At 57.7% G+C, this 25,550-nt stretch carries 23 protein-coding genes; 17 read left to right on the top strand and 6 right to left on the bottom strand.

Features of this window, described 5'->3' with window-relative positions; translation table 11 throughout:
• Positions 1-21 precede the first annotated feature (21 nt).
• From ppx to EDC28_RS06915, 3 genes are all read right to left on the bottom strand, one after another.
• Positions 22-1,515, bottom strand: a complete 1,494-nt coding sequence (ppx, locus tag EDC28_RS06925; protein WP_123421091.1) for an exopolyphosphatase — start codon at positions 1,513-1,515, stop codon at positions 22-24.
• On the bottom strand, positions 1,512-3,578 hold the full coding sequence (ppk1, locus tag EDC28_RS06920) for a polyphosphate kinase 1 (protein WP_050657209.1): 2,067 nt from the start codon (positions 3,576-3,578) through the stop codon (positions 1,512-1,514). Before ppk1 ends, ppx begins: the two co-directional genes overlap by 4 nt.
• A gap of 69 nt (positions 3,579-3,647) precedes the next feature.
• Positions 3,648-4,163, bottom strand: a complete 516-nt coding sequence (locus EDC28_RS06915) for a glycine cleavage system transcriptional repressor (protein ID WP_123421090.1) — start codon at positions 4,161-4,163, stop codon at positions 3,648-3,650.
• A gap of 131 nt (positions 4,164-4,294) precedes the next feature.
• Here EDC28_RS06915 and EDC28_RS06910 point away from each other — a divergent pair, with 131 nt between their 5' ends.
• From EDC28_RS06910 to phoU, 4 genes are read left to right on the top strand one after another with little or no spacing between them, the layout of a single operon-like run.
• Complete coding sequence (locus EDC28_RS06910; protein ID WP_244946552.1) at positions 4,295-6,514, top strand: ABC transporter permease subunit; 2,220 nt, start codon at positions 4,295-4,297, stop codon at positions 6,512-6,514.
• A gap of 17 nt (positions 6,515-6,531) precedes the next feature.
• On the top strand, positions 6,532-8,187 hold the full coding sequence (gene pstA / locus EDC28_RS06905) for a phosphate ABC transporter permease PstA (protein ID WP_123421089.1): 1,656 nt from the start codon (positions 6,532-6,534) through the stop codon (positions 8,185-8,187).
• 37 nt (positions 8,188-8,224) lie between these two features.
• The gene (gene pstB, locus EDC28_RS06900) at positions 8,225-9,025 is read left to right on the top strand and encodes a phosphate ABC transporter ATP-binding protein PstB (RefSeq protein ID WP_336391513.1); all 801 of its coding nucleotides are present in this window, start codon (positions 8,225-8,227) and stop codon (positions 9,023-9,025) included.
• Positions 9,026-9,034: 9 nt separating this feature from the next.
• Complete coding sequence (phoU, locus tag EDC28_RS06895) at positions 9,035-9,748, top strand: phosphate signaling complex protein PhoU (protein ID WP_050657214.1); 714 nt, start codon at positions 9,035-9,037, stop codon at positions 9,746-9,748.
• A 23-nt stretch (positions 9,749-9,771) separates the two neighbouring features.
• Here phoU and ppk2 read toward each other — a convergent pair whose 3' ends face one another.
• Together ppk2 and EDC28_RS06885 are read right to left on the bottom strand one after the other, a co-directional pair.
• Positions 9,772-10,533, bottom strand: a complete 762-nt coding sequence (gene ppk2 / locus EDC28_RS06890; protein ID WP_050657215.1) for a polyphosphate kinase 2 — start codon at positions 10,531-10,533, stop codon at positions 9,772-9,774.
• A complete protein-coding gene (locus EDC28_RS06885) occupies positions 10,530-10,982 on the bottom strand; it encodes an EVE domain-containing protein (protein WP_050657216.1) in 453 nt (150 codons plus the stop codon). Before EDC28_RS06885 ends, ppk2 begins: the two co-directional genes overlap by 4 nt.
• A gap of 60 nt (positions 10,983-11,042) precedes the next feature.
• Between EDC28_RS06885 and EDC28_RS06880 the strand changes: the two genes are divergently transcribed.
• On the top strand, positions 11,043-11,243 hold the full coding sequence (locus EDC28_RS06880) for a hypothetical protein (RefSeq protein WP_050657217.1): 201 nt from the start codon (positions 11,043-11,045) through the stop codon (positions 11,241-11,243).
• A gap of 68 nt (positions 11,244-11,311) precedes the next feature.
• On the opposite strand, the gene EDC28_RS06875 is transcribed toward EDC28_RS06880, so the two are convergent.
• Positions 11,312-11,821, bottom strand: coding sequence for a hypothetical protein (locus tag EDC28_RS06875; protein ID WP_123421088.1), 510 nt, complete (start codon positions 11,819-11,821; stop codon positions 11,312-11,314).
• A 165-nt stretch (positions 11,822-11,986) separates the two neighbouring features.
• On the opposite strand from EDC28_RS06875, the gene EDC28_RS06870 reads away from it, so the two are divergent.
• The 12 genes from EDC28_RS06870 (at position 11,987) to yajC (ending at position 25,542) form a co-directional block, all read left to right on the top strand.
• Positions 11,987-12,895 (top strand): hydrogen peroxide-inducible genes activator, encoded by a 909-nt coding sequence (locus EDC28_RS06870; RefSeq protein ID WP_050657218.1) that lies wholly within the window; start codon positions 11,987-11,989, stop codon positions 12,893-12,895.
• 513 nt (positions 12,896-13,408) lie between these two features.
• Positions 13,409-14,986: a malate synthase A gene (gene aceB, locus EDC28_RS06865; RefSeq protein ID WP_123421087.1), complete on the top strand. Its 1,578-nt coding sequence runs from the start codon at positions 13,409-13,411 to the stop codon at positions 14,984-14,986.
• A 15-nt stretch (positions 14,987-15,001) separates the two neighbouring features.
• The gene (aceA, locus tag EDC28_RS06860; protein WP_123421086.1) at positions 15,002-16,321 is read left to right on the top strand and encodes an isocitrate lyase; all 1,320 of its coding nucleotides are present in this window, start codon (positions 15,002-15,004) and stop codon (positions 16,319-16,321) included.
• A gap of 246 nt (positions 16,322-16,567) precedes the next feature.
• Positions 16,568-17,200 (top strand): thermostable hemolysin, encoded by a 633-nt coding sequence (locus tag EDC28_RS06855; protein WP_050657221.1) that lies wholly within the window; start codon positions 16,568-16,570, stop codon positions 17,198-17,200.
• Positions 17,190-19,244 (top strand): AMP-binding protein, encoded by a 2,055-nt coding sequence (locus EDC28_RS06850; RefSeq protein WP_123421085.1) that lies wholly within the window; start codon positions 17,190-17,192, stop codon positions 19,242-19,244. Before EDC28_RS06855 ends, EDC28_RS06850 begins: the two co-directional genes overlap by 11 nt.
• Entirely contained in the window at positions 19,244-20,020 is a 777-nt protein-coding gene (locus EDC28_RS06845) for an SDR family oxidoreductase (protein ID WP_123421084.1), read from the top strand. The genes EDC28_RS06850 and EDC28_RS06845 overlap by 1 nt, the downstream gene beginning before the upstream one ends.
• Positions 20,017-20,640, top strand: coding sequence for a tetratricopeptide repeat protein (locus tag EDC28_RS06840; protein ID WP_050657224.1), 624 nt, complete (start codon positions 20,017-20,019; stop codon positions 20,638-20,640). The genes EDC28_RS06845 and EDC28_RS06840 overlap by 4 nt, the downstream gene beginning before the upstream one ends.
• Positions 20,641-20,647: 7 nt before the next feature.
• On the top strand, positions 20,648-21,310 hold the full coding sequence (locus EDC28_RS06835; protein WP_050657225.1) for a response regulator: 663 nt from the start codon (positions 20,648-20,650) through the stop codon (positions 21,308-21,310).
• Complete coding sequence (locus EDC28_RS06830; RefSeq protein ID WP_123421083.1) at positions 21,307-22,683, top strand: ATP-binding protein; 1,377 nt, start codon at positions 21,307-21,309, stop codon at positions 22,681-22,683. Before EDC28_RS06835 ends, EDC28_RS06830 begins: the two co-directional genes overlap by 4 nt.
• A 287-nt stretch (positions 22,684-22,970) precedes the next feature.
• Positions 22,971-24,035, top strand: a complete 1,065-nt coding sequence (gene queA, locus EDC28_RS06825) for a tRNA preQ1(34) S-adenosylmethionine ribosyltransferase-isomerase QueA (protein ID WP_123421082.1) — start codon at positions 22,971-22,973, stop codon at positions 24,033-24,035.
• A gap of 37 nt (positions 24,036-24,072) precedes the next feature.
• Positions 24,073-25,191: a tRNA guanosine(34) transglycosylase Tgt gene (gene tgt, locus EDC28_RS06820; RefSeq protein ID WP_050657228.1), complete on the top strand. Its 1,119-nt coding sequence runs from the start codon at positions 24,073-24,075 to the stop codon at positions 25,189-25,191.
• A gap of 18 nt (positions 25,192-25,209) precedes the next feature.
• Entirely contained in the window at positions 25,210-25,542 is a 333-nt protein-coding gene (gene yajC, locus EDC28_RS06815; RefSeq protein ID WP_050657229.1) for a preprotein translocase subunit YajC, read from the top strand.
• Positions 25,543-25,550 lie beyond the last annotated feature (8 nt).

The raw sequence follows: 25,550 nt of genomic DNA, 5'->3' as shown, positions 1-25,550 counted from the left end.
GGCAATGGCCGGCTTTGTTTTTTAAGCGCCCTTGGCGTCTATCACCAGTGGCCAACCGGCCTGGGCCTGGTAGAGCACTTCTTGGTGTAAGTCGGCGCTCACCAATTCATGGCGTTTAAGCCAGATGGCCGGGCAGCTCAGCACCAGGGTTTTGTCATCGGTGAGGCTCAGTGTCAGCTCCGGCAGGCGCAGGTTTTGGCGGCGCCGATGCAGCAGTATCGACAGGCGCAGCACCCTTAGCATCAGCATCGCATCCTGGTCGTTAAAGAGGTTGAAGCGGGGCAGGGCAAACTGCTTGAGGCCTTTTCGGGAATAGCGCACCAGGGTCGCCAGCAGTAGCTGCTGCTCCTGGTTAAAGCCGATAAGGTCGCTGTTTTCAAGGATGTAGGCAGAGTGGCGCTGAATGCCGTGAAAGTTGATTTGCAGCCCCACCTCGTGCAGCTCGGCGGCCCAGCCCAGCAGGGCTTCAAGCTCGCGGTCTTTTTTCACTTGGCTAAAGAGCCTGGTGGCCTTGCTGCGCACCCGCATCGCCTGGGGCCGGTCTACATGGTATTGGGCGGCAAGGGCGAGGGTGGTTCTGTCCCTTGGGTCCAGATGGCCGGCCCCTGGCGCCATTTGGAACATCAGCCCTTCACGAAGGGCGGCATCGGAGAAGGTTAGCGCCTCGATGCTAAGGGCCTTGAAGGAGGCAATCAGGATGGCAAGGCCGGCCGGGAACACCTGAATGCGCTCGTCGTTTACCGCTGGCAGCTTGAGCTTGGCAACATCGCCCGCCTGCTGGCAAATCTTACGCAGCGCCTTGAGCTTTTTCAGGGTGATGGCGCTTTCCCCCGGCCACTTGGCCTGGATGCAGGCCTGCACCGCCTTGATGGTGCCAGAGCAGCCAATGGCCTGTTGCCAGCCCTCATCCTTGTAGCTTTGCTCGATGGTCTCCAGCTCTTGGGCGGCGGCGGTTTCGGCTTTATTGAAGGCCGAGTCGCTGAGTTTACCGCCTTCAAAATAGCGCTGCTGGAAACTGACGCAGCCCATGCCAAGGCTGGCCAGGCGCCGGGTTTCAAGGCCACGGCCGATGATAAATTCGGTGGAGCCGCCGCCGATATCCATCACCAAGCGGCTGTCGTTGCCCGGCTGGGTGTGCGAAACACCGTGATAGATAAGCCGCGCTTCCTCGGCCCCGGAGATCACCTCGATGGGGTAGGGGTACACGGCCTTGGCGGCTTTTAAAAAGGCGTCGCCGTTGGAGGCACGGCGCAGGGTGTAGGTGGCCACGGTGCGGACCCGGCTGGCCGGCAGGTTGCCGATGATTTCGCGAAACTTGGCCAGGCAATCGAGGCCCCTGGCCATGGCGGCGTCGGTCAGTTCGTAGTTGTCGCTTAAGCCTTCGGCAAGGCGCACCCGCTCCTTGGCTTTGTTGAGGATGCGAAAGGCGCCCTTAAAGTGGCTGGCTTTTAGTAGATGGAAGGAGTTCGACCCTAAATCCACGCAAACCAGCGGCACTTCCTGCTCTTCGGTCAAATGTTGTCTCCTTCTTCGACACGCTTAAGGTATTCGTAAATGGCCACCTGGGATTGCAGTTTACGGCGATTGCCGCGCCGCACGTACTGGTTCTGTTGGTCCATGTCCAGGACCCGTGCCTTGGTGGTGTCACGAAAATGTAAGGCAAGCATGTCGAGAATACGGTCCCTGAGCACCGGGTCAAGAATGGGTGTGCCTACTTCAACCCGGTGGTCGAGGTTACGGGTCATCAAGTCGGCCGAGCTGATAAACACCTGGGGCTGGCCGTTGTTGTGAAACACCATTACCCGAGGGTGTTCGAGGAAGCGGCCAACAATGCTGATGGCCTGGATGTTCTCCGACAGCCCCGGCACCCCTGGGCGCAGCGAACACATGCCGCGCACAATCAGCCGCACTTTCACTCCGCTCTGGCCGGCGTGGTAGAGACGTTGGTTGATCTCTTTGTCCACCAGGTTATTTATCTTGAAGGTAATGGACGCAGGCAGCCCCTTCTTGGCGTTGTCTATCTCCTGGTCGATAAGGGCCAGCAGCCGCCGCCGGGCGTTTACCGGCGACACCAGGAGATGATTGAACTTGAACCTTTTGTAGGAATTGATGATGAAGTCGAAGACGTTCTCGGCTTCTTGGGTCAGCTCCGGGTGAGTGGTGAACAGGCTGTAATCGGTGTAGATCTTGGCGGTTTTCTCGTGGAAGTTGCCGGTACCGATATGGGCGTAGCGCTTTATCTCGCCGTTTTCTTCCCGCCCTACCACGCACAGTTTGCAGTGCACTTTCAGGCTCGGAATACCAAAGGCCACCCGAATGCCGGCTTCGGTCATTTTGCGGGCCCACTCGATATTGGCCGCTTCGTCAAAGCGGGCTCTGAGTTCAATCACTGCCAGCACCTGTTTGCCGTTGTTGACCGCGTCGATAAGGGATTGGACGATGCGCGAATTGCGGGCCAGGCGATAGAAGTTGATGCGAATGGTTTTAACCTTGGGGTCAAAAGCGGCCTGGCGGACAAACTCGGTAAAGTGGCGGAACTTGTAATAGGGGTAGTAGACCAGCACATCGCCGGCGCTGATGGCGTCGAACACCGTATTGTGCTTGGCAAAGGCGCGGCTGGTAAGCGGCGGCAGCTTGTCGCTTTCAAGGTACTTGCGGCCCACATTGGGGAAAGCGATGAAATCCTTGAAGTTATGGTAGCGCCCCCCCGGCACCATGGCGTCGAGGTTGGAGATGCCAAGCTCCTTTACCAGCATGTCCAGCATCGGTTGCGGCATTTCCCGGTCGTACACCAAGCGCACCGGCTCGGCGGTAAGGCGCTGCTTGAGGCCAAGGCTGGTTTGCTCCAAAAGGCTCAGGGATATTTCGTCTTCCAGCTCGTAGTCAGCGTCGCGGGTCATCTTCATGGAGTAGGCCGCGAGGCTGTCGAATTCGAAGAAGCCCTTAAATACCTGGGTCAGGCAAAGGCGCAAGATGTTGTCGAGCAAGATGAGGGTGGTGCGCTGGCGGGGGCTGTCGTCGGGCACCTTGACGAAACGGGGCACTGAGGTAGCGGGCACTTCCACCATGGCGTATTGGCTGTCGTCGCCGTTTTTGATGTCCACCACCAGGTAGGTGGCGTCGTCTTTGAGGCTGACCACCAGGTCCACCCCTTTTTGGATGATGATGGGGGCCACGTGGCGCAAAATCTTTTGCTGGAAGTAGTCGTCCACCCAGGCTTTTTGGGCGTCGGTGAGCTGCTTTTCGTTCACCAGCACGATGTGGTAGCGGGCCAGGGCCATCATGCATTCGTGGTAAAGCTCGTCAAAACGGCTTTGCAGCGCCATCACCTTTTGCTGAATTTTGGCCAGCAACACCAGAGCGTCAGGGTCTTGGCCGGTTTCTTCATGAAGCTGGGCGCGGCGGCGCACATCGGCTACCCGCACCCGGAAGAATTCATCCATGTTGTTGGAGTAGATCCCCAAAAAGCGGATCCGCTCAACAATGGGAACCGACTTGTCTGCCGCCTCCTGCAATACCCGTTCATTAAATGACAGCCAGGACAGTTCTTTTTCAAAAAAGGGGGCGACAGCGCTCATCAACAGCAAATCCCTGAAGGTTGGTGACTGCCCGCATTCTAGAGGGCAGGGGAGTCCCCAATATGACGGTTATGTGACACTTGGCTCATCCAGCTCCAGCATCCAGTCGTCGCCGCAGGCTTCCAGCAACTCGCGGATCTGCTCGTGGGTCACATCTTTGGGCACCCGCAGCCGGGCCTTGGCAATAAAAAGCTCACCGTAATTGTGGGCCGGGCGGCACTTGGTGGTCATCTCTTCAATATTGACCCCGAGTCTGGACAGGGTGCTGGTCAGTTCATGGACGATGCCGGTGCGGTCATTGGCCACCAGGCTCAGCTGGCAGTCATGGCTATCGGCGCTGGCCGACGGCAGCAGGCCACCTTCGGCAATGCGGATATCCAGATCTTCAATATCCTGAAGCGCAGCGGCAAAGGCGATGTAATGCTCCTCAGGGATTTTGACATCGACAATACCGGCAAAACGGCCTGCCAGGTGGGCCAGGCTGGCGCCAAACCAGCTGCCCTGGTGCTCAAATACCAGCCTGGACAACTTTTCGACGATCCCAGGCTTGTCGGGACCGAAAACACACAAAGCCAAGTGTCGCATAAGTATTCCTTATGTTACTGTTATAAAAAGGATTAGCAGTTACTCACCCCTATGTAAAGGCAGCGGCTTGTAACGTAACTGTCATAAAACTTCCATATAATTCCGCTCTTCACTTTTCCCCTGAGGTAACCATGTCGCAGGCGCAATCAGTGCACTTGTCAGCCAATCGCAGGCGTCTTATCAAAGACCGCCTTGCCAAGTATGGCGTGACTCTGGGCGGCGTCATGGTGTTGGTTGCCTTGTTGTTGATCTTCTTTTACCTGCTTTACGTGATTTTGCCGCTGTTCAAAGGCGCCGAAATCACCCAGGACGCCAGTTGGCAGCAAGGTGCTGGCCGTACCTTGGCGCTGGGCTTGGATGAGCAAAACAGCCTTGGCTACCGTATCAGCGATACCGGCGAAGTGGATTTTTTTGCCGTCAAAGGCGCTGAGGCGGGTAAAGCCCTCAAAGCCTTCAATTTGGGCGGCAGGGTGTCGGCCATTGCCGCCACTTTGCCGGTACAGCAAAGCTACGCCGTTGCCACCGGCGGCAACAGCGTAATGGTTATCAAGCCCAGTTTTAACGTCAGCTATGGCGACAAGGGCCGGCAAACCACGCCAGCCTTGGCGTACCCCCTTGGAGAAGATGCCATCGAGGTGCTGCCGGCCGGGCGCACCATAAAAGCCCTGGGCTTTGAATACCGCTCTGACGGCGCCGTGATCCTCGCCCTTGGCGATACCGGCCGGTTGTGGTTAACGCGCCTCAGCGCCGAAGAAAACTTTTTGACCGGCGAAAAGGAATGGCAGCAAAGCCGCCTTGAGCTGGCCACCGATGGCCGGGTGCTGAGCGCGCTGCGGGTAAACCCCAACCTTCGCCAGATTTACGCCCTAGCCGGCTCGCAGCTGGTGGTTTACGACATTCGCGACCCCGAGCACGCCTCTCTGACTCAGGTACTGGATTTGGCCGATGCCAAAAATCCGGTAACGGCCCTGGCGTTTTTGTCCGGCGCCAACTCCATTTTGGCCGGTACCCGTAACGGCACCATCAGCCAGTGGTTTGAGGTGGTCGGGAGCAACGGCCGACATTTTGCCCATATTCGTGACTTCAAGCTGGGCCAGCCGGTGATGGCGCTGGCGGGGGAGTTTAATCGCAAGGGTTTTGTGGCAGCGGGTAGCCAGGGCAAGGTGGCGCTTTTTCATGCCACCTCTGAGGTGGAGCTGGCCGATCTCACCCTGCCGGGCGCCGCCGGTGATATGGCTTACGCGCCTCGGGCCAACGGCCTGCTGGTAAGCGACGATAAAAAAATGCATTTTTTCAAGGTGGACAACCAGCACCCGGAAGTGAGCTTCAAGGCGCTGTGGCAAAAGGTGTGGTACGAGGGGTATCAAGCCCCGGATTACGTCTGGCAGTCCACCTCTGGCTCTGACGATTTTGAGCCCAAGTTGAGCCTTGCCCCCCTGGCCTTTGGCACCATCAAGGCCGCCTTTTACGCCATGCTGTTCGCCACGCCTCTGGCATTGGCGGGCGCCATCTACACCGCCTATTTCATGTCCGGTGGCATGCGCCGCTTTATCAAGCCGACGGTGGAGATCATGGAAGCGCTGCCGACGGTTATCCTCGGCTTTTTGGCCGGCCTTTGGCTGGCGCCGCTGGTGGAAGAGCACCTGCCGGGCATCGTTGCGCTGTTGATTATGCTGCCGCTTACCATGCTGCTGGTGGCGGTGCTGTGGCAGCGCTTGCCTAAAAAGCTTCGCCACAAGGTGCCTGAAGGCTGGCATGCCCTGGTGCTGGTGCCGCCGCTGGTGTTGGTGGGCTACGGCACCATGGCGCTCAGCCCGGTGCTGGAACACTGGCTGTTTGGGGGCGACACCCGCCTTTATCTCACCAATGTGCTGGGCATGGACTTTGACCAACGCAACGCCCTGGTGGTGGGTATTGCCATGGGCTTTGCGGTTATTCCTACCATTTTCACCATCGCCGAAGACGCGGTGTTCTCGGTGCCCAAGCATCTGACGCAAGGCTCGCTGGCCCTTGGCGCCACACCCTGGCAGACCCTGACTCGGGTGGTGCTGCTTACCGCCAGCCCCGGTATTTTCTCGGCGGTGATGATGGGCCTTGGCCGCGCCGTGGGCGAGACCATGATAGTACTGATGGCTACCGGCAATACCCCGGTCATGGACTGGAACATCTTTGAGGGCATGCGTACCTTGTCGGCCAACATCGCCGTGGAGATGGGCGAGTCGGAAGTGGGCAGCTCCCATTACCGGGTGCTGTTCCTGGCCGCCTTCGTGCTCTTTATCTTTACCTTTTTGTTCAACACCGTAGCGGAGTTTATCCGCCAGCGGCTGCGTGAACGCTACAGCTCGCTATGACCGTCGAGAGGACCGGTATGAAGACATGGTTCAAATCAGGCTCGCCGTGGATCTGGATGACCGCCGGGGCTGTCAGCATCAGCCTTATCTCGGTGATCGGGCTGCTGCTGCTTATCGCCTGGCGTGGCTTGACCTACTTCTGGCCTGCCGATGTGTACCAGTTCGAAGTGCGCCAAGCTGACGGCAACGCCCAGCAGGTGATAGGGGAGATTTATGACCGTGAGCAGGTGCCGGTGGAGCGCCTTCGCAACAGCGGCATCAAGCTTGAGGGCCTTGCCCCTGACGCTGATGTGACCCGTTATCTCATCAAAACCGGTAACCGTGACCAGTTGGGCCTGGATTTTCGCACCCTGCTGGCGCCGGACGTCATCACCCAGAGCCACCCCAAGGGCATTGCGGTATTGGAGCGCGAAGAAAACGGCAACTTCTATGGCTTTGTCGAGCAGCTGGACATTAATGGTAAGACCATTTCTGGCGAGCCACTGAAGGCGGCTCTGGCCGATGAGATTGCCAAGGTCGATGCGCTACGCGCCGAGGCCCAAACCCTGCAAAGCCGCGATATTGGCCGGGTGAACTTCGAGTTGGAAAAGCTGCGCTTAAAAGAGCGGCGCCTGGTGCTTGACGGCAAGCTCGATGACAGCGCCAAAGCCGAGCTCGCCCGTGCTCGCGACGCGCTGCACCAGCAATATCAGGGCATGGAAAAGTCCCTGTTTGCCCTTCGCGGCGCCATGGACAAGAGCTTTGTGACGGTGCAGATGATGGGCGGCAAATCGGTGCGCCTGCCGCTGGCCAAGGTGCTGGGCGTAACCTACCCCAACGACATGTCTACCGGCCAAAAGATTGGCCGCTACTTCAGCGGGCTCTGGCATTTTGTTTCTGACGCGCCTCGCGAGGCCAACACCGAAGGCGGGGTGTTCCCGGCCATCTTTGGCACCGTGTTCATGGTGCTGCTGATGTCGATTATCGTCACCCCCTTTGGGGTCATTGCCGCCATTTACTTGCACGAATACGCCGGCAAAAACCTCGCCACCAAAATCATCCGTATTGCCGTCATCAACCTGGCCGGGGTGCCGTCTATTGTGTACGGGGTCTTTGGCCTGGGCTTTTTTGTGTACTTCATGGGTTCGAACATCGACAAACTGTTCTTCCCCGAAGCGCTGCCCACTCCCACCTTCGGCACCCCTGGGGTGCTGTGGTCAGCCTTGACCCTGGCCATTCTTACCCTGCCGGTGGTGATCGTTTCTACCGAAGAGGGCCTGACCCGCATTCCCTCGAGCCTGCGCCAGGGCTCTTTGGCGCTGGGGGCCACCAAGGCCGAGACCTTGTGGCGCATTGTTATTCCCATGGCCAGCCCTGCCATCATGACCGGCCTTATTCTGGCGGTAGCCCGCGCCGCCGGGGAAGTGGCGCCGCTGATGCTGGTGGGGGTGGTGAAACTGGCGCCTACCTTGCCGGTGGACGCCAACTTTCCCTTTGTGCACCTTGATCGCAAGTTCATGCACCTTGGCTTTCATATATATGATGTGGGCTTTCAAAGCCCCAATGTCGAGGCGGCCCGGCCCCTGGTCTACGCCACGGCATTTTTGCTGGTCACCGTCATCATGACCTTGAACATCACCGCTATCGGAATTCGCAATCACTTGCGGGAAAAATTCCGGTCGCTGGAACACTAAGCTTAAGGGGTAACCCATGATCTCCATCAGACCCGACATGACCCCTAACGAGCAGAAGCTGGACTTGAACCGGCTGCCTGCCGACAAAACCGCTCTGACCATCGACGCCCTGAGCCTCTACTACGGCCAGAAGCAGGCGCTGTTTGATATTTCCATGGCCATTCCCAAGCGCCAGGTCACCGCTTTTATCGGGCCCTCCGGTTGCGGTAAATCCACCCTGCTGCGCTGTATCAACCGCATGAACGATCTGGTGGATGGCTGCCGGGTGGAGGGCGCCATTGCCCTTAATGGCAATAATGTCTACGCCAAAGGGGTGGATGTGGCAGCGCTGCGCCGCCAGGTGGGCATGGTGTTCCAGCGCCCCAACCCTTTCCCTAAATCCATTTACGAGAACGTGGTTTATGGCCTTCGCCTGCAAGGCATTAACGACAGGCGAGTGCTGGACGAAGCGGTGGAAAAATCCCTCAAGGGTGCGGCGCTGTGGGACGAGGTTAAAGACCGGCTGCATGACAACGCCTTTGGCCTTTCCGGCGGCCAGCAGCAGCGCTTGGTGATCGCCCGCGCCATCGCTATCGAGCCCGAAGTGCTACTGCTGGACGAACCCACCTCGGCCCTTGACCCTATCTCCACCCTCACCATCGAAGAGCTGATCAACGATCTGAAAAAGCAGTTCACGGTGGTGATCGTTACCCACAATATGCAGCAGGCGGCCCGGGTTTCAGACCAAACCGCCTTTATGTACTTAGGCGAGCTTATCGAGTACGCCGACACCAACAGCATTTTCACCAAGCCGATGAAGAAAAAGACCGAAGATTACATCACTGGTCGTTACGGTTAAGGAGCCAAGATGGACAACATGAACCTTTCACGGCACATCTCCGGCCAGTTCAATCAGGAGCTGGAGCATGTGCGCAACATGGTGCTGACCATGGGCGGCTTGGTGGAAAAGCAGCTGGACGACGCCATTCGCGCCGTGCACGACCGCGACGGCAACCTGGCTGAAAAGGTCGTAGAGGGCGATCGCCAGGTGAACGCCATGGAAGTGGCCATCGACGAGGAATGCACCCGCATTATTGCCAAGCGCCAACCGGCGGCGTCAGACCTTCGCCTGGTGATTGCCATTATCAAGACCATTGCCGACTTGGAGCGCATTGGCGACACCGCCGAGCGTATCGCCAAAATTGCTCTTGGCAGCTACGAAAGTTCCCACATGACCCTGCTGGTGAGCCTCGAATCCATGGCCCATCACGTGCTGAAGATGGTGCGCGACACCCTGGACGCCTTTGCCCGCATGGACGTTGACGCGGCGCTAACGCTGCACGCTGAAGACGCGCGGGTGGACCGAGAGTATGAGTCGCTGTTTCGGGAATTGATGACCTACATGATGGAAGATCCCCGCTCCATTCCCAAGGTCATTGAAGTGATGTGGGCCGCCCGCGCCCTGGAGCGTATCGGCGACCGCTGCCAGAATATCTGCGAATACATTATCTATTTCGTCAAAGGCAAGGACGTGCGCCATATCGCCCGGGCCGACTTTGAAATGGACATCAAAGGCCAATAAAAAAGGCGCCCAAGGGCGCCTTTTCAGTACCGCTCTGGCACCCAGTTACAGTCTTTGTCCGGGGCCAGTTCCTTGCCTTTGACTTCACCCAGCGTCACTTGCGGGTAATGCGCCGGGCGGTAAGGCAGTTGGCTTAGCAGGTGGCTGATGCAGTTAAGGCGCGCTTTTTTCTTGTCGTTGGCATCGACGATAAACCAGGGGCAGTGGCGGCTGTCGGTGTCCTTTAACATCCGGTCTCGGGCATGGGCGTAGGCCTGCCAGCGCTCGCGCCCTTCCAAGTCCATTTGTGAGAACTTCCAGCGTTTAAGCGGGCTATCAAGGCGAGCCTGAAAACGCTTTTGCTGCTCATCTGGCGAGACGTTAAGCCAATACTTGATAAGAACGATGCCGTCGTCCACCAGCAGTTTTTCAAAGGTGGGGCAAGCGCTCAGAAAGTCCTCGTACTGCTGCTCGCTGCAAAAGCCCATCACCTTTTCTACCCCGGCGCGGTTGTACCAGGAGCGGTCGAACAGCACCATTTCCCCTTTTGCCGGTAGGTGTGCCACGTAGCGCTGGAAATACCACTGGCCTTCTTCCCGTTCTGTGGGCACCCCAAGAGCCGCCACTTTGACATGGCGAGGGTTGAGGTTGGCGGTAATGGTTTTGATGATGCCGCCCTTACCGGCAGCGTCGCGCCCCTCAAACACCACCACCACCCTCAGGCCCTGGTCCTGGATCCACTGCTGTAATGCCACCAGCTCTTTTTGCAAAGGCGCTAAGGCCTCCAGGTATTTGTCTTTTTTCATGGTTTTAGCCCCAGAATGTAGTGCCATTGCTGCTCGGTAACCGGCATCACTGAAAGGCGGCTGCCTTTTTGCACCAGGGCCATGTCACTTAGCGCCGGGTCGCTTTTAAGCCTTGCCAGGGGCAGCACCGCCGGCCAGGCTTCGACAAAGCCAATATCCACTCGGCGCCAGCGCGGTTTGGCCGGGTCGGATTTGGCATCGAAGTAAGGGCTTTTTTCATCAAACTGGCTGACGTCGGGGTAGCTTTCCCTCACTACTTCGCCAATACCGGCAATACCCACGTCCTTGCAGCTGGAGTGATAGATAAACACTGTGTCGCCAAGGCGCATCTGATCCATGAAATTTCGGGCCTGATAGTTACGTACACCGTCCCAAGGACTGGTTTTTTGCCTGAATAGATCACGAATAGAAAACAGATCCGGCTCGGTTTTCATCAACCAATGGGGCATATCAAATTCCCTGTGCCATAGTTTTTAGTGGCAGCCTAGCAACACACAGGAGGAGCTTCCATGGTTAGTAAGGACGATTTATCCGTTGGTATGTTCTACAAGCGCCTCAACGGCATTGGACGTATCATCGCGATAAGTGAAAAGGACGAAATGGTTACTATCCGCGATCTTGACCACAGCCATACCACCATCGCCCATGTATCCCAGCTTGACCCCGGCCTGGTGCTGGATGAAAGCATGATGTGGGACTGTGAGGACTAAGCGAAAGACAGCGAGATCTCCCCCAACATAAACTTACTTTCTTACAAGCGGCTTGCGCCGCTTGATTTTTATGGTGCCGTATTTTGTTCTGCCGTTTGAGGCGCCTTTGCCGCATAAACAATGACCCAATAGTCCACATGGGGAGAATACCATTTATAAAAGTGACCTACCCCGAAGTGGTCAAATGCCTGATAGGCGGTATCCTCTCTTAAAACAAGGCTTCTATGGACCATCGATTCGGTTATAGTCACCCATGTATCGGTACCTTTTTCGGGGCCGCCTACTACGACTTCAGTGCTGTTAATTGGCGTTGAATTATCTTGATCTAAAAGTGGATAACCAGATAGCGCAACAAAGTTGTTGATCTTCATTCCTGGCACAATTTCGGGAGAGAGCTTTCCCCTCTGAGCAACCATGGCGGCTCTGGCCCTGGCCAACCAAGTCAAGTCTTGGTCGCAGTTGAGTGGTTTCTGGATATGGCGCTTATCGGATATCAGAGCGTTGGCTAGTTCCAGTTCCTCTGCCGTTAAATGGCAATTACCGAGGCTGATACTGAGAAAAAGAAGAGATGTGATCATGGTCAGTCCTTAACCTCTTGTCTTTTACATACATACCGTTAACAAAATCCAGATGCAACAGTGTCTTGTCTATCTTGATGGTTAATAAAATAACTACAGCCTAGAAGGGGGATGCTCTATGATTAAGGCGAAGAAAAGTAAAGACTTTAATCGGAACCCCCTATTATGAGATTGCCGAGCATCAAGAATCTGACCTACTTGCTGGCACTGGAAGAGCATCAGAACTTCAACCGTGCCGCCAAGGCCTGCAATGTCTCCCAATCCACCCTTTCTGCCGGTATTCAAAACCTTGAAGAGCAGTTGGGATGCCAGCTGATTGAGCGGGACAACAAGTCGTTCCTGTTTACTGCAACTGGCCTTGAAGCCATTAACCGCGCCCGCGATATTGTCAATCACACCCGCGATCTGGTGGAGTTCGTGCAAAACCAGGCCTCGCCCATGAGCGGGGAGGTTCGGCTGGGCTGTATTCCCACCATTGCGCCTTTTTTGCTGTCCAAGGTGGTGACCCAGGCCAACGACGCCTATCCAGAGCTGAAACTGCTGCTGCGTGAAGATACCACCCAGAACCTGCTGGCGATGCTGGAGCGCGGCGAGCTGGACTTGATCTTGCTGGCCCTGCCGGTAGACACCAAGGGCTTTCACACCATGCGCCTTGGCAAGGACCCTTTCAGCCAGGTGATGCACAAGGAACTGTTTGAAAAATGGGGCCAAGACGCGGATCCGAAGAAGCTACCTGACCGCAGCGTGTTCTTGCTGGAAAAGGAGCACTGCCTGACCGATCACGCCGTCAGCGCCTGCCACCTGACCGACTCCACCAAGATAAACCCCTTTGCCGCCACCAGCCTTCACACCCTGGTGCAGATGGTCAACGCCAAGCTGGGCACCACTTTCTTGCCGCAGCTGGCCATTGATGCCGGCATTCTGACCGGCACCGATCTGGTGGCCAGCCGCATGGCCGATGATAACGCCTACCGCGAAATCGGCTTGGTATGGCGCCAAACCTCCAGCCGCATCCGCACCTACCGGCGCTTGGGCGAGCTGATCGCCAAAGAGTTGCCCGAGTCTCTGCTGTAAGCTCGCTTTACCTCAACCCCCCAAACGCCGGCCCTGTGCCGGCGTTTGGTTTGAGCGGCTGGCTGGCCGCCATATCTTGTACTTCTCTTACACTCATCCCCTCAACTTTCGCTTTTTTTGTCCTGCCTTCCTGATGGCCATGCGGCTTTGAAAAGCTGTGAAACACCAAGCTATTGATTCAATAGGCTTTTGTTTGTCTTTGGTATTTTTGGCTTCACTCTTTTTGTATTAAAATTTCATTTAACTTTCATTTTAACTTTCCGTGTTGAAAGTGGCTAATCAGATATGAAAGGTTATTTGGTAATACCAATTAGTGCTTAAGCTCTAAATTTTAAAAATTAAAAAATCATTTAAAATCATGTTGTTATTTTTAATTTTTGCTGTTGTTTAAATTTTGTTGTTGATTGACGTTGAAAAATGTCTCAGTGTTTTTGGCAGGTTTTAGGCGACTGCAAACGGTTACGGGATTTCCTTGTTTGTGGTTGCTAGATTTCAAATGTAATTGGAGGCGGAATGCTGAAGGTGCAAAACGGCCTGACCGGCGAGCAAAAGCAGCTGCTGAGTGAATCGGCTCAGGGCTGGATCCAGGAGTTGATGTCGGCGTTTGCAGACAAGGTGCCGGCCCTGCTTGAGGCCCGTAACCAACGCCAGCGCCAGTTTGACCAAGGGCAGCTGCCCGACTTTCTGCCCCAGACCCAAGGCATCCGCGAAGGGCAGTGGCAGATCCGCGGTATCCCGGCCGACCTTAAAGACCGTCGTGTCGAGATAACCGGGCCTACCGAGCGCAAGATGGTGATCAACGCCCTCAATGCCGGCACCAAGGTGTTTATGGCCGACTTTGAGGATTCTTTGTCGCCAACCTGGCCGGCGGTGATGCAAGGGCAGGTAAACCTGCGTGATGCACTAGACCGCACCATCTCCTACACCGATCCGCAATCGGGCAAGTACTACAGCCTGAACGAGCAGCCTGCGGTGCTGATCTGCCGGGTACGTGGCCTGCACCTGCCGGAAAAGCACGTCACCTTCAATGGCAAGGTTGTGCCGGGCTGCCTGTGGGACTTTGCCTTGTATTTCTTCCACAACCATAAGCGGTTGCTGGAAAACGGCTCTGGCCCGTACTTCTACCTGCCCAAGCTGCAAAGCCACCTGGAAGCGCGCTTTTGGAGCCAGGTATTCTCTTTTACTGAAGACCGCTTCAATCTTCCTCGCGGCACCATCAAGGCCACAGTGTTGATTGAAACCCTGCCCGCGGTGTTTGAGATGGACGAGATCCTCTTCGAACTCAAAGACCATATCGTGGCGCTCAACTGCGGCCGCTGGGATTACATCTTCAGCTACATCAAAACCCTGGGTAATCACCCTGACCGGGTACTGCCAGACCGCCAGGTGGTCACCATGGACCAGCCTTTTTTGAGTGCCTACTCACGGCTGCTTATTCGTACCTGCCACAAACGCGGCGCCCTGGCCATGGGCGGCATGGCGGCCTTTATTCCGTCCAAGGAAGCCGACCGCAACCAGTGGGTACTGAATAAAGTGCGCCAGGACAAAGAGCTGGAGGCCCGTAACGGCCACGACGGCACCTGGATAGCGCACCCGGGCCTGGCTGAAACCGCGCTGGCGGTGTTCGACCAGTACCTTGGCGATAAGCCCAATCAGCTGGATGTCAGCCGGGATGGGGACGACCCCATCAATGCCGCTGACCTGCTTGCCCCTTGCGAGGGCGAACGTACCGAGGCGGGGATGCGCACCAATATTCGGGTGGCATTGCAGTACATCGAGGCCTGGATCGGTGGCAACGGCTGCGTACCCATCTACGGCCTGATGGAAGACGCCGCTACTGCCGAGATCTGCCGGGCCTCCATCTGGCAGTGGTTGCGCCATGGCAAGAGCCTGGTCGGCGGCCAGAAGGTTACCGCTGAACTCTTTACCCGTTTTTTGAAGGAAGAAATGGCACAGGTAAGCGAAGAGCTTGGCAGCGAGCGCTTTGAGAGCGGGCGTTTTCGCGAGGCGGCGCAGCTGCTGACCCGGATCACCGTATCCGACAGCTTCGTGCCTTTTTTGACTGAACCCGGTTACACCTTAATCGACTGACAGAAGGACCAACCCATGACTCGTCAACAGCAAATCGATGCCCTGAAACAGGACTGGGCCGAAAATCCCCGCTGGAAAGGTATTAAACGTACCTACAGTGCCGAGGATGTGGTGCGCCTTCGCGGCTCCGTTCAGCCCGAAAGCACCCTGGCCCGTCTGGGCGCCGAGAAACTCTGGGCGTTGGTGAATGAAGGGGCTCGCCCGAGCTTTCGCCCCGAGAAGGATTTCCTCAACGCCATGGGCGCCCTGACCGGTGGCCAGGCGGTGCAGCAGGTCAAAGCCGGCATCCAGGCGATTTATCTGTCTGGCTGGCAGGTGGCGGCGGATAACAACAGCTACCAGTCCATGTACCCCGATCAGTCCCTGTACCCGGTAGACTCGGTGCCGGCGGTGGTTTCGCGTATCAACAACGCCTTTCGCCGCGCCGACCAAATTCAATGGCAAAAAGGCAAGAACCCCGGCGATGACGGCTACATCGACTACTTCGCCCCTATCGTTGCCGACGCTGAAGCGGGCTTTGGCGGCGTGCTGAACGCCTACGAGCTGATGAAGTCGATGATTGAAGCGGGCGCCGCTGGCGTGCACTTTGAAGACCAACTGGCGTCTGTCAAAAAATGCGGACACATGGGCGGTAAGGTCTTGGTGCCCACCCAAGAGGCAGTGCAAAAGCTTATCTCCGCCCGCCTGGCGGCTGATGTAGCCGGCGTGCCCACCATAGTACTGGCCCGTACCGATGCCAACGCCGCTGACCTTATCACCAGCGACTGTGACGACTACGACAAGCCCTTTGTTACCGGTGAGCGCACCAGCGAAGGCTTCTACCGGGTACGCGCCGGTATCGAGCAAGCCATTGCCCGTGGCCTGGCCTACGCCCCTTATGCCGATCTGTTGTGGTGCGAAACCGCCAAGCCGGATCTCGACGAAGCGCGCCGCTTTGCCGAGGCCATCCATGCCAAGTTCCCAGGCAAGCTGCTGGCCTACAACTGCTCGCCGTCCTTTAACTGGAAGAAGAACCTGGACGACGCCACCATCGCCAAGTTCCAGCGCGAGCTGTCGGCCATGGGTTACAAGTTCCAGTTCATCACCCTGGCCGGTATCCACAACATGTGGTTCAACATGTTCAACCTGGCCTACGACTATGCCCGCAACGACATGTCGGCCTACGTGAAGATGCAGGAAGCAGAGTTTGCCGCCGCTGAGCGAGGCTACACCTTCGTGGCTCACCAGCAGGAGGTGGGTACTGGCTACTTTGACGACATGACCACCGTTATCCAGGGCGGCCAGTCCTCGGTAACGGCCCTTAAAGGGTCCACAGAAGAAGACCAGTTCCACTGAGCACTACAGTAGTTCCTAAGCGTTTGGCGGCCTTGGCCGCCTTTTTTATTTATTGATTCAGGCGATTAAATGGTTGCTTAAGTCTTTCTTAAGTTTCATTGGCCAGGCTAGTTACCAGATACCTTGTAACGGCCTGGCGCTTTGGCTTCTGGCCTGCAAGGTAGCGGATCCCAGCTCAAAGACGGTTTAACGCTGTCTTAAGTTTGAGCAGCCAGTCTGGGCTCAAGGTTACGGCGAGGTAAGGTTATGTTGGCCAAATTTGCACCTTCTGCGATGGCTATTCATCGCGCAGTAGAGGGCACGGATGCCTTTGATCGCATTAAGCAGTTTGCCTGTTTACGTTATGCCGATTGTCACGATGCCAAGTTGCGGCACTTTCTTCCTACCCAGTTTTTGTTGACCAGCCAAGACAACTGGCTGGCCAGTTGCGGCATGCGCAACGCCGCAGGCCACCGCCTGTACCTCGAGCAATACCTCGATGGCGACATCGACCAGATTTTGGGCCAGCGCCTGAATGCCGAGGTGCAGCGCAAGCAAATCGTCGAGGTGGGCAACCTGGCCGGCGAAGCTGGTGGCTCGCGCTTGATGATCTTGGTTATCACCCGCTATCTCGCCCTTAGCGGCGTCGATTATGTGGTCTTTACCGCCACCCGCGAATTGCAATCGGCCTTTGGCCGCCTGGGCCTTGAGCCCTGGTTCCTGGCCCAAGCCAGCGCCAGCCGCCTGAGTGATGGGGCGGCCGACTGGGGCCGTTATTACCAGACCAAACCGGCAGTCTTTGCCGGCTCTGTTGCCAAAGGGTGGGAAGCCATTCAGCAGCAGCCGGTGCTGGTACGTATGTTGGAGGCCATAGGCCAGGAGATTAACGATGCTGTATGACGCTCTGGCTAAAGCCCTTGCCGATAACCCTTGCGCCCTTACCACCGATTCTTGCCAACTGAGCGGCCCTGAGCTGTTAGCGGCGGCCAGCGAACTGGCCGACCGCCTCACCAGCCTTGGGGTTCAGCGCCTGGGCTTGTTGATGGACAACGAGCCTGCCTGGGCGGTGGCCGACTTGGCCGCCCTCAAGGCCAAACGGGTGTTGGTGCCCATTCCGACCTTTTTTAGCCGTGGCCAGCAGATGCACCTGATTGGCGATGCCGGGCTGGATGCGGTGCTGGCGCCGGTGGCGCTGCCCATGGCCAGTAAAACCATCGAGACCGGCCAAGGGGTGCTGAGCCTGCTGAGTGTCGAAGGCGTTAAGCCCTTGCCAGAAGGCACCGCCAAAATCACTTACACCTCTGGCACCACAGGCACGCCCAAAGGGGTTTGCCTGTCAGAAGCCAACATGCTGGCGGTGGCCAGCAGCCTGGTTGCCGCCACCCAAGATTTGGGCGTCGAGCGCCACCTTTGCGTGTTGCCGCTGGCCGTACTGCTTGAAAACCTCGGCGGCCTCTATGTGCCCTGGTTGGCTGGCGCCAGTGTGACCTTGCTGCCCATGGCAAGCCTCGGCATGACCGGCGCCAGTGGCCTGGATGCGGGTAAAATGCTCGCCACCCTTGGCCAGTATCAACCTCATAGCCTTATTCTGGTGCCTGGGTTGCTGCCGGTGTTGCTGGCGGGCAAAGTCCAGGGCCTGGCCGACAGCTACCGCTTTATCGCCCTTGGCGGCGGCAAAAGTGCCCAAGGCGTGCTGGCACAAGCCGCGCAACTGGGGCTGCCGGTGTTTGAAGGTTATGGCCTGTCAGAGGCGGCCTCGGTGGTGGCCCTTAACAGCCCTGGTGCCCAGCGCCTTGGCACTGTGGGTAAGGTGCTGCCCCATGTGGAGGTCAAACTCAGCGACAGCGGCGAAGTGCTGGTGCGCGGCAATAGCTTCCTTGGGTATCTGGGGGAGAGCGAGCAGCAAAGCGAGTGGCTGGCTACAGGGGACCTGGGGCACTTGTCAGAAGACGGCTTTTTGACCATCCAGGGCCGCTCCAAGGACACCATCGTTACCGCCATGGGCCGCAACGTGGCGCCGGAGTGGCTTGAAGCCGAGCTTGGGACCATTAGTGGCATCAAACAAGCTTTTGTCTATGGCGATGAAGAGCAGGGCATTCACGCCCTGGTGGTGACCGAGCGCAGCGACCTTGACGCCATAAAAGCGCAGCTCAACGCCGCGCTGCCCGATTACGCCCACCTGCAAAGCCTTATGGCCACCAATGAGCCGTTCAGTGCCGAGCGCCAGGAAGTAACCGCCAATGGCCGCCTTCGCCGCCAGGTGCTGGCCAAAAGGTTACAAGGCGGCCCGATGAGCTTTTTTGAGCGTCTGAAAACCGAGACCCGCGAGGCCCAGCAGTATCTGCTGAGTGCGCCTGCCATCCTCGCTTGCCAGCAGGGCGATGTTACCTTGCCCCGCTACCTGGCCTTTTTGAACAATGCCTTTCATCACGTCAAACATACGGTGCCCTTGATGATGGCGTGCGGCACCCGCCTGGGGGACGACAAAGAGTGGTTGCGCGCCGCCATTGCCGAGTACATAGAGGAAGAGTACGGCCACCACGAGTGGATCCTTGATGACATCGCCTCGGCCGGTGGCGACAAAGAACAAGCCCGCGCCTCCAAGCCCAATTTCGAAACCGAGATGATGGTGTCCTACGCCTACGACAGCGTTAACCGCGGCAACCCGGTCAGCTTGTTTGGCATGGTCTGGGTACTGGAAGGCACCTCGGTCAACCTGGCGACCCCTATGGCCGATGTGATCCGCGCCAAGCTGGGCTTGCCCAAAGCGGCCTGCCGGTATCTCTATTCCCACGGCAGCCTCGACCTTGAGCACATCGATTTCTTCGAGTCCTTGATGAACCGCATCGATAACCCTGCCGATCAGGCCGCCATCATTCACATGGCCAATCGCATGTACCGCCTCTACGGCGACATGTTCCGTAGCTTGCCCATGGAGGCTTAATGAAGACCATCTTATTGACAGGCGCCAGCGGCGGTATCGGCCAGGAAATTGCCAAAGCCCTGGCCGCCGACGGCCATCGCTTACTGCTGGTGGCCCGCAATGAAGACAAGCTAAAAGCCCTGGCCAGCAGCCTGCCCGGCGAGCATCTGACCCTGGGGCTCGACTTGGCCGCATCAACGGCGGGCAGCGAGCTTGCCGAACGGGTAAAAGAGCTGGGTGTGACGCTGGATGTGGTTATCAACAATGCCGGCACCAACCAGCTCAAGACCTTTGAACAAAGCAGCTGGCAGCAAATCGAGCAGCAAATTCGCCTGAACCTGCTGGCGCCCATGGCGGTGGCCCACGGCCTGCTGCCCAGCCTTAACAGTGGCGCGCACCTGATTAACATCGGCTCGGTGCTGGGGGAAATTGGGTATCCGGGGTATGTGGCCTATGGCGCCGCCAAAGGCGGGCTTAAGCGGTTTTCAGAAGCCCTTGGCCGCGAGCTGCAAGACCAGAACATTGCAGTGAGTTACTTGGCGCCCCGCGCCACCAACACCCCTCTTAACAGCCCCAACGCCGTGGCCCTTAACAAGGCCCTTGGCAACAAGGTGGACAGCCCACAGGTGGTGGCAAAGGCGGTGCAACTTCTCATTCAAAAACCCAAGGCCAGCATGGTGCTTGGCTTTCCCGAGAGCCTCTTTACCCGGGTGAATGCCCTTATTCCTTCGGCGGTGGACGGCGCGGTGAAAAAGCAGCTGGCCACCATCAAGGCCCATGCAAAGGAGTCATCATGAAAGCGTTGATGCTTGGTGCCCTGGCCCTTATCAGCACCAGCGTGCTGGCGGCGCCAGTGAGCTACTACCAGCAGAGCTGGGCAGAAATCAAATACCAGACCGCAGACGAGCAGCAAAAGCAGGCCTTTAGCGATTTGCGTGACAAGGTGCAGGCCGATGTCAAAGCGCATCCCGATGATGCCGGTTACCTTATCTGGGGTGCTATCATCAGCGCCAGCTACGCTGGCGCCAAAGGCGGTATCGGCGCCCTTAAATACGTGAAAGAAGCCAAAGCCGAACTGGAACAGGCAATCAAACTCAACGGCGAGGCGCTGGGCGGTTCAGCTTATACCTCCCTTGGCTCCCTGTATTATCAGGTACCGGGCTGGCCCATCGGCTTTGGCGACGACGACAAAGCGGAAGCCAACCTCAAAAAAGGCTTGGCCATTAACCCCACCGGTATTGACGCCAACTTCTTTTACGGGGATTTTTTGATGGACCAGGGCCGTTACAAGGAAGCCAAGGTGTACCTTGATAAGGCGCTGGCAGCCCCTGCCCGGCCTGGGCGGGAAGTGGCCGATGCCGGCCGCCGCGGTGAAATAAAAGAACGCCTGGACAAAGTGCAGGCCAAGTTACGATAGGAAGCTCATGCGTTTAATGCTCGTTGAAGACGATGTACTGCTGGGCCAAGGGCTGGTGACCGCCTTTGGCCGTGAAGGTTATGCCGTTGACTGGTACCAACGTATCAGCGAGGCCCAAAGCGCCATGGCCGCCGGCCAGCCCGACATGGTGGTGCTGGATTGGCAGCTCCCTGACGGCTCCGGCATCGAGCTTCTTAAAAGCTGGCGCCGCCAGGGGATGTCGCTGCCGGTGCTGATGCTGACCGCCCGCGACGCCATCGACGACCGCATCCAGGGCCTGGACAGCGGCGCCGACGATTACCTGGTCAAACCCTTCGAATCGCGCGAGCTGTTGGCAAGGCTCAGGGCCTTGTCACGGCGCCCGGTCAACCAAGTGGACCCGGTGCTAGCCAATGGCACGCTGAGCTTGGACCCTGCCAGCCACCAGGTGATGCTGGCGAGTGAGCAGGTAGCCCTTTCTCGGCGCGAGTTTGCCCTGCTGCATGAGCTTATTCGCCAACCGGACCGGGTACTGACCCGCGAGCAGCTTATCGAACGGCTTTACAGCTGGGGCGAAGAACTCGAGTCCAACACCCTGGAAGTGCACGTGCACCACCTGCGCAAAAAGCTCGGTAGCGAGTTCATCAAAACCATTCGCGGTGTCGGCTACGTGATGCCGAAGCTGTCATGAAATCTATCCGCCGTTATTTTGCCATCCGGTTTGTGGTGCTGTTCCTGCTGGTACTGGTTGCGGTCAGCATCTTTGGCTATTCCCGCGCTGCCCACGAAGCCGAAGAGCTGTACGACGCCGAGCTGGCTCAGTCGGCTCGCATCATCATGGGCATGGTGGAAAAGCCACTCGATACCGAGCGGCTCAACGCCATCCGTGACGCCCTGGCCACCGCCACCCGCCACAGCCTGGTGGCCGGGGAGTCTGAGCACGACGAAACCATCTTCGGCCATCACTACGAGAAAAAGCTGCTGTTCCAGGTTTACAGCCCGGAAGGGGAGCTGCTGTTTTCCAACCTCAACGAAGATATTTCCCTTAAATCTCCCGGCTACCACTGGTTGCTGTCGCCAAGCGAGCAGCGCTGGCGGCTCTTTACCGTTTTTGACGACCACGACAGCTACTGGCTGCAAACCGGCCAGTTGGCGGAAGTGCGTGAAGAGATAACCGAAGAGGCGGTGCTGAAACCGGCGCTGTGGCAGGCTGGGCTGATGACGGTGCTGGTGATTATCCTCTCCGGGGTGCTGATTACCCGGGGGCTAAGGCCGGTCAAGGCGCTGTCGGCCCAGGTGGCCAAACGCAGTCCCGATGAGCTGACGCCCCTTAGCATTGAGGACTCCCCGGCGGAGGTCAAACCGCTGGTGCAGGCCCTTAACTCGCTACTTGAAGCCCTGGACGACACCTTAAAACGGGAGCGGCGTTTTACCGACGATGCTGCCCACGAGCTGCGCACCCCTCTAGCCGGCGCCCAGTTGCATCTGGATAACGCCCTTAATGCCGACACCGCCGAAGCGCGAGAAGCCTCGCTGGCGGCGGCCCGCAGCGGCATTGCCCGCTTAACCCACCTAGTGGGGCAGCTGCTGACCCTGGCCCGGCTGGAAGGCAAAAACCAGTTGCCGAAGATTGAAACCGTGCACCTGGGCCAGCTTATCCGCGCTTTGTTGGCCGAGATGTACCCGCTTGCTCAGCAGCGCAACCAGCAATTGGCGCTGGATGAACAGCAAGACTGGCAGGTTCAAGGAGACAGGGCGCTGCTGGCGGTGATGATCCGCAATTTGGTTGATAACGCCCTGCGCTACAGCCCCAGCGACTGCGAAATTCTAATCAGCCTTGAAGACGGCCAGTTGACGGTGGACGATTGCGGCCCTGGTATTCCGGCACAAGAGCGCCAGGCCTGCCTGGCCCGCTTTCACCGCCTGGCGGGTAGCCCGGTGGACGGCGCCGGCCTTGGCCTTGCCATAGTGGTGGAGATCGCCCGTCGCCACGGCCTGGCCCTGGCGCTTGACGACAGCCCCCAAGGCGGCCTTCGCGCCAGCATAAAAAAAGCCCGGCCATAAGGCCGGGCACCGAAAATACACAGGAACAGTAACACAACAGGATGTGAAAAAGTGCTGGTAACCAGCCGCCGCCATTGGGGGGATGCAAGACGCAGAAATCTTGTCCAATGATGACATAATTCGTAGCTTACCCATCGCAGTACCCTTCAGGCAAGCTTTTTGTAGTAAAATTACAACAATGCGTGAGCCGCCATACCCGCACCCTGGCCGCGCCAGGCTGCGTCAAAACTGGCTTCGCGGCCGCTCAGAAGGTAAACTACTGCCCCCTTTAACCCGTATTACCTGCCATGCAACGCGCCGACTTTCATTTTGACTTGCCCGAAGACCTCATCGCCCGCCACCCCATGCCGGAGCGCAGTGCCAGCCGGCTGCTGATGCTCGATGGCCCTACCGGCAGCGTTGCTCACCGCCACTTTACCGATCTGCTCGGTCAGCTTGAGCCCGGCGACTTGTTGGTGTTTAACAACACCCGGGTTATTCCGGCCCGGCTCTTTGGCCAGAAGGCCTCCGGCGGCAAGATTGAGGCGCTGGTGGAGCGGGTGCTGGACGACAAGCGGGTGCTGGCCCATGTGCGCTCCAGTAAATCGCCCAAGGAAGGCAGCGCCCTGGTGTTTGATGACGGCGTTACCGCCACCATGGCTGCCCGCCACGACGCCCTGTTTGAGCTGGTTTTTGACGGCGAAGAAACGGTGCTGAGCATTTTGGAGCGCATTGGCCACATGCCGCTGCCGCCTTATATCGACCGCCCTGATGACGCCGCCGACCGCGAGCGCTACCAGACCGTTTATAACGAAAAGCCTGGCGCCGTGGCGGCTCCTACCGCTGGCCTGCATTTTGACGAGCCGCTGCTGGAGAAAATCCGCGCCAAAGGGGTGGAAACCGCTTTTGTGACCCTGCACGTAGGGGCTGGCACCTTTCAGCCGGTGCGGGCCGACAACATCTTCGAGCACAAGATGCACAGCGAGTACGCCGAAGTGCCGCAAGCGGTGGTGGACGCCGTTAATGCCTGTAAAGCGCGAGGCGGGCGGGTGATTGCAGTGGGTACCACCTCGGTGCGAAGCCTCGAGTCTGCCGCCCAGGCCGCCCAGAAGGCCGGCACCGAATTGGCACCTTTTGCCAGCGACACCGATATCTTTATCTACCCCGGTTACCGCTTTTTGGTGGTGGATGGCTTGGTGACCAACTTTCACCTGCCCGAAAGCACCCTGATCATGCTGGTGAGCGCCTTTGCCGGTTACAACGAAACCCTGGCGGCCTACCGCGAGGCGGTGGCTGAGCGTTACCGCTTCTTTTCTTATGGCGATGCCATGTTTATCACCAAAAACCCCGAGGCCAAGGGCCCAGGGGCGTAAGGGGCTGGACTGTTTTTCCAGATTCCCAGGAGCAGCAATGAAATACGAACTCTTTAACACCGATGGCCAGGCTCGCCGTGGCCAGTTGGTTTTCGAGCGCGGTACGGTGCAAACCCCGGCCTTTATGCCGGTGGGCACCTACGGCACCGTCAAGGGCATGACCCCGGAAGAAGTGGCCGACACCGGCGCCGAAATTCTGCTGGGTAACACCTTCCACCTGTGGCTGCGCCCAGGCCAGGACGTGATGAAAGCCCACGGCGATTTGCACGATTTCATGCACTGGCATGGCCCCATTCTTACCGATTCCGGCGGTTTTCAGGTATTTAGCCTGGGGGATATTCGTAAGATCACCGAAGCTGGCGTGCATTTTCGTAACCCCATCAATGGCGACAAAATCTTCCTGGACCCGGAAAAGTCCATGGAAATTCAGACCGATCTCGGTTCTGACATCGTGATGATCTTCGATGAGTGCACCCCATACCCGGCCACCCATGACGAAGCTAAAAAATCCATGGAAATGAGCCTGCGCTGGGCCAAACGCTCGCGCGATCATTTCGACAAATTGGAAAACCCCAATGCTCTCTTTGGCATTATCCAGGGCTCGGTGTATGAGGATTTGCGCGATGTGTCCATCAAGGGCCTGACCGAAATTGGCTTTGACGGCTACGCCGTTGGCGGCCTGGCGGTGGGTGAGCCCAAGGACGACATGCACCGCATTTTGAGCCATGTAAACCCGCAGCTGCCGGCCGACAAACCCCGTTACCTGATGGGGGTGGGGAAGCCCGAAGATCTGGTGGAAGGGGTGCGCCGCGGCATCGATATGTTCGATTGCGTTATGCCTACCCGTAATGCCCGTAACGGCCACCTTTTTGTAACCGAAGGTGTCATCAAAATTCGTAATGCCAAGCACCGCAGTGACACCAGCCCCCTGGACGGCGAGTGCGATTGCTACACCTGCAAGCATTATTCCAAGGCCTATCTGCATCACCTGGATCGCTGTAACGAGATCCTCGGTGCCCGCCTAAATACCATACATAACCTTCGGTATTACCAGAGGGTGATGGAAGGTTTGCGGGGTGCCATAGAGCAAGGTAGATTAGACGCCTTTGTAAAAGACTTTTACGAGCGCAAGGGTATGGAAGTACCCGCACTTTAATAACCTTTAGGAGACGTTATGTTCATTAATTCTGCGTTCGCCAGCACTGGCGCGGCCGGTCAACAAGGCGGCGGTTTGCAGCTCATCATCATGCTGGTGCTGTTTGGCGCCATTTTCTATTTCATGATTTATCGTCCCCAGGCCAAACGTGTCAAAGAGCACAAAAACCTGATGGGCAACCTGAAAAAAGGTGACGAAGTGCTGACCAACGGCGGCCTGATCGGCCGTATCGCCAAGGTAGAAGACGATAAAGACTTCCTCGTTATCGCTCTGAACGACACCACCGAAGTGACTGTCCAGAAAGCCGCCGTACAGGCTGTGCTGCCCAAGGGCACCATGAAGTCGCTCTAATAACAAAA

Source organism: Gallaecimonas pentaromativorans (assembly GCF_003751625.1).
Lineage (GTDB): Bacteria > Pseudomonadota > Gammaproteobacteria > Enterobacterales > Gallaecimonadaceae > Gallaecimonas > Gallaecimonas pentaromativorans.
The sequence above is the reverse complement of the archived record's forward strand: the minus strand, read 5'-3'. Positions and strand labels throughout refer to the sequence as shown.

Coding starts and splice junctions, on each gene's coding strand:
- ppk1 (WP_050657209.1), bottom strand. CDS start 3,578: ATGAGCGCTGTCGCCCCCTTTTTTGAAAAAGAACTGTCCTGGCTGTCA.
- EDC28_RS06915 (WP_123421090.1), bottom strand. CDS start 4,163: ATGCGACACTTGGCTTTGTGTGTTTTCGGTCCCGACAAGCCTGGGATC.
- EDC28_RS06910 (WP_244946552.1), top strand. CDS start 4,295: ATGTCGCAGGCGCAATCAGTGCACTTGTCAGCCAATCGCAGGCGTCTT.
- pstA (WP_123421089.1), top strand. CDS start 6,532: ATGAAGACATGGTTCAAATCAGGCTCGCCGTGGATCTGGATGACCGCC.
- pstB (WP_336391513.1), top strand. CDS start 8,225: ATGACCCCTAACGAGCAGAAGCTGGACTTGAACCGGCTGCCTGCCGAC.
- phoU (WP_050657214.1), top strand. CDS start 9,035: ATGGACAACATGAACCTTTCACGGCACATCTCCGGCCAGTTCAATCAG.
- ppk2 (WP_050657215.1), bottom strand. CDS start 10,533: ATGAAAAAAGACAAATACCTGGAGGCCTTAGCGCCTTTGCAAAAAGAG.
- EDC28_RS06885 (WP_050657216.1), bottom strand. CDS start 10,982: ATGCCCCATTGGTTGATGAAAACCGAGCCGGATCTGTTTTCTATTCGT.
- EDC28_RS06880 (WP_050657217.1), top strand. CDS start 11,043: ATGGTTAGTAAGGACGATTTATCCGTTGGTATGTTCTACAAGCGCCTC.
- EDC28_RS06875 (WP_123421088.1), bottom strand. CDS start 11,821: ATGATCACATCTCTTCTTTTTCTCAGTATCAGCCTCGGTAATTGCCAT.
- EDC28_RS06870 (WP_050657218.1), top strand. CDS start 11,987: ATGAGATTGCCGAGCATCAAGAATCTGACCTACTTGCTGGCACTGGAA.
- aceB (WP_123421087.1), top strand. CDS start 13,409: ATGCTGAAGGTGCAAAACGGCCTGACCGGCGAGCAAAAGCAGCTGCTG.
- aceA (WP_123421086.1), top strand. CDS start 15,002: ATGACTCGTCAACAGCAAATCGATGCCCTGAAACAGGACTGGGCCGAA.
- EDC28_RS06855 (WP_050657221.1), top strand. CDS start 16,568: ATGTTGGCCAAATTTGCACCTTCTGCGATGGCTATTCATCGCGCAGTA.
- EDC28_RS06850 (WP_123421085.1), top strand. CDS start 17,190: ATGCTGTATGACGCTCTGGCTAAAGCCCTTGCCGATAACCCTTGCGCC.
- EDC28_RS06845 (WP_123421084.1), top strand. CDS start 19,244: ATGAAGACCATCTTATTGACAGGCGCCAGCGGCGGTATCGGCCAGGAA.
- EDC28_RS06840 (WP_050657224.1), top strand. CDS start 20,017: ATGAAAGCGTTGATGCTTGGTGCCCTGGCCCTTATCAGCACCAGCGTG.
- EDC28_RS06835 (WP_050657225.1), top strand. CDS start 20,648: ATGCGTTTAATGCTCGTTGAAGACGATGTACTGCTGGGCCAAGGGCTG.
- EDC28_RS06830 (WP_123421083.1), top strand. CDS start 21,307: ATGAAATCTATCCGCCGTTATTTTGCCATCCGGTTTGTGGTGCTGTTC.
- queA (WP_123421082.1), top strand. CDS start 22,971: ATGCAACGCGCCGACTTTCATTTTGACTTGCCCGAAGACCTCATCGCC.
- tgt (WP_050657228.1), top strand. CDS start 24,073: ATGAAATACGAACTCTTTAACACCGATGGCCAGGCTCGCCGTGGCCAG.
- yajC (WP_050657229.1), top strand. CDS start 25,210: ATGTTCATTAATTCTGCGTTCGCCAGCACTGGCGCGGCCGGTCAACAA.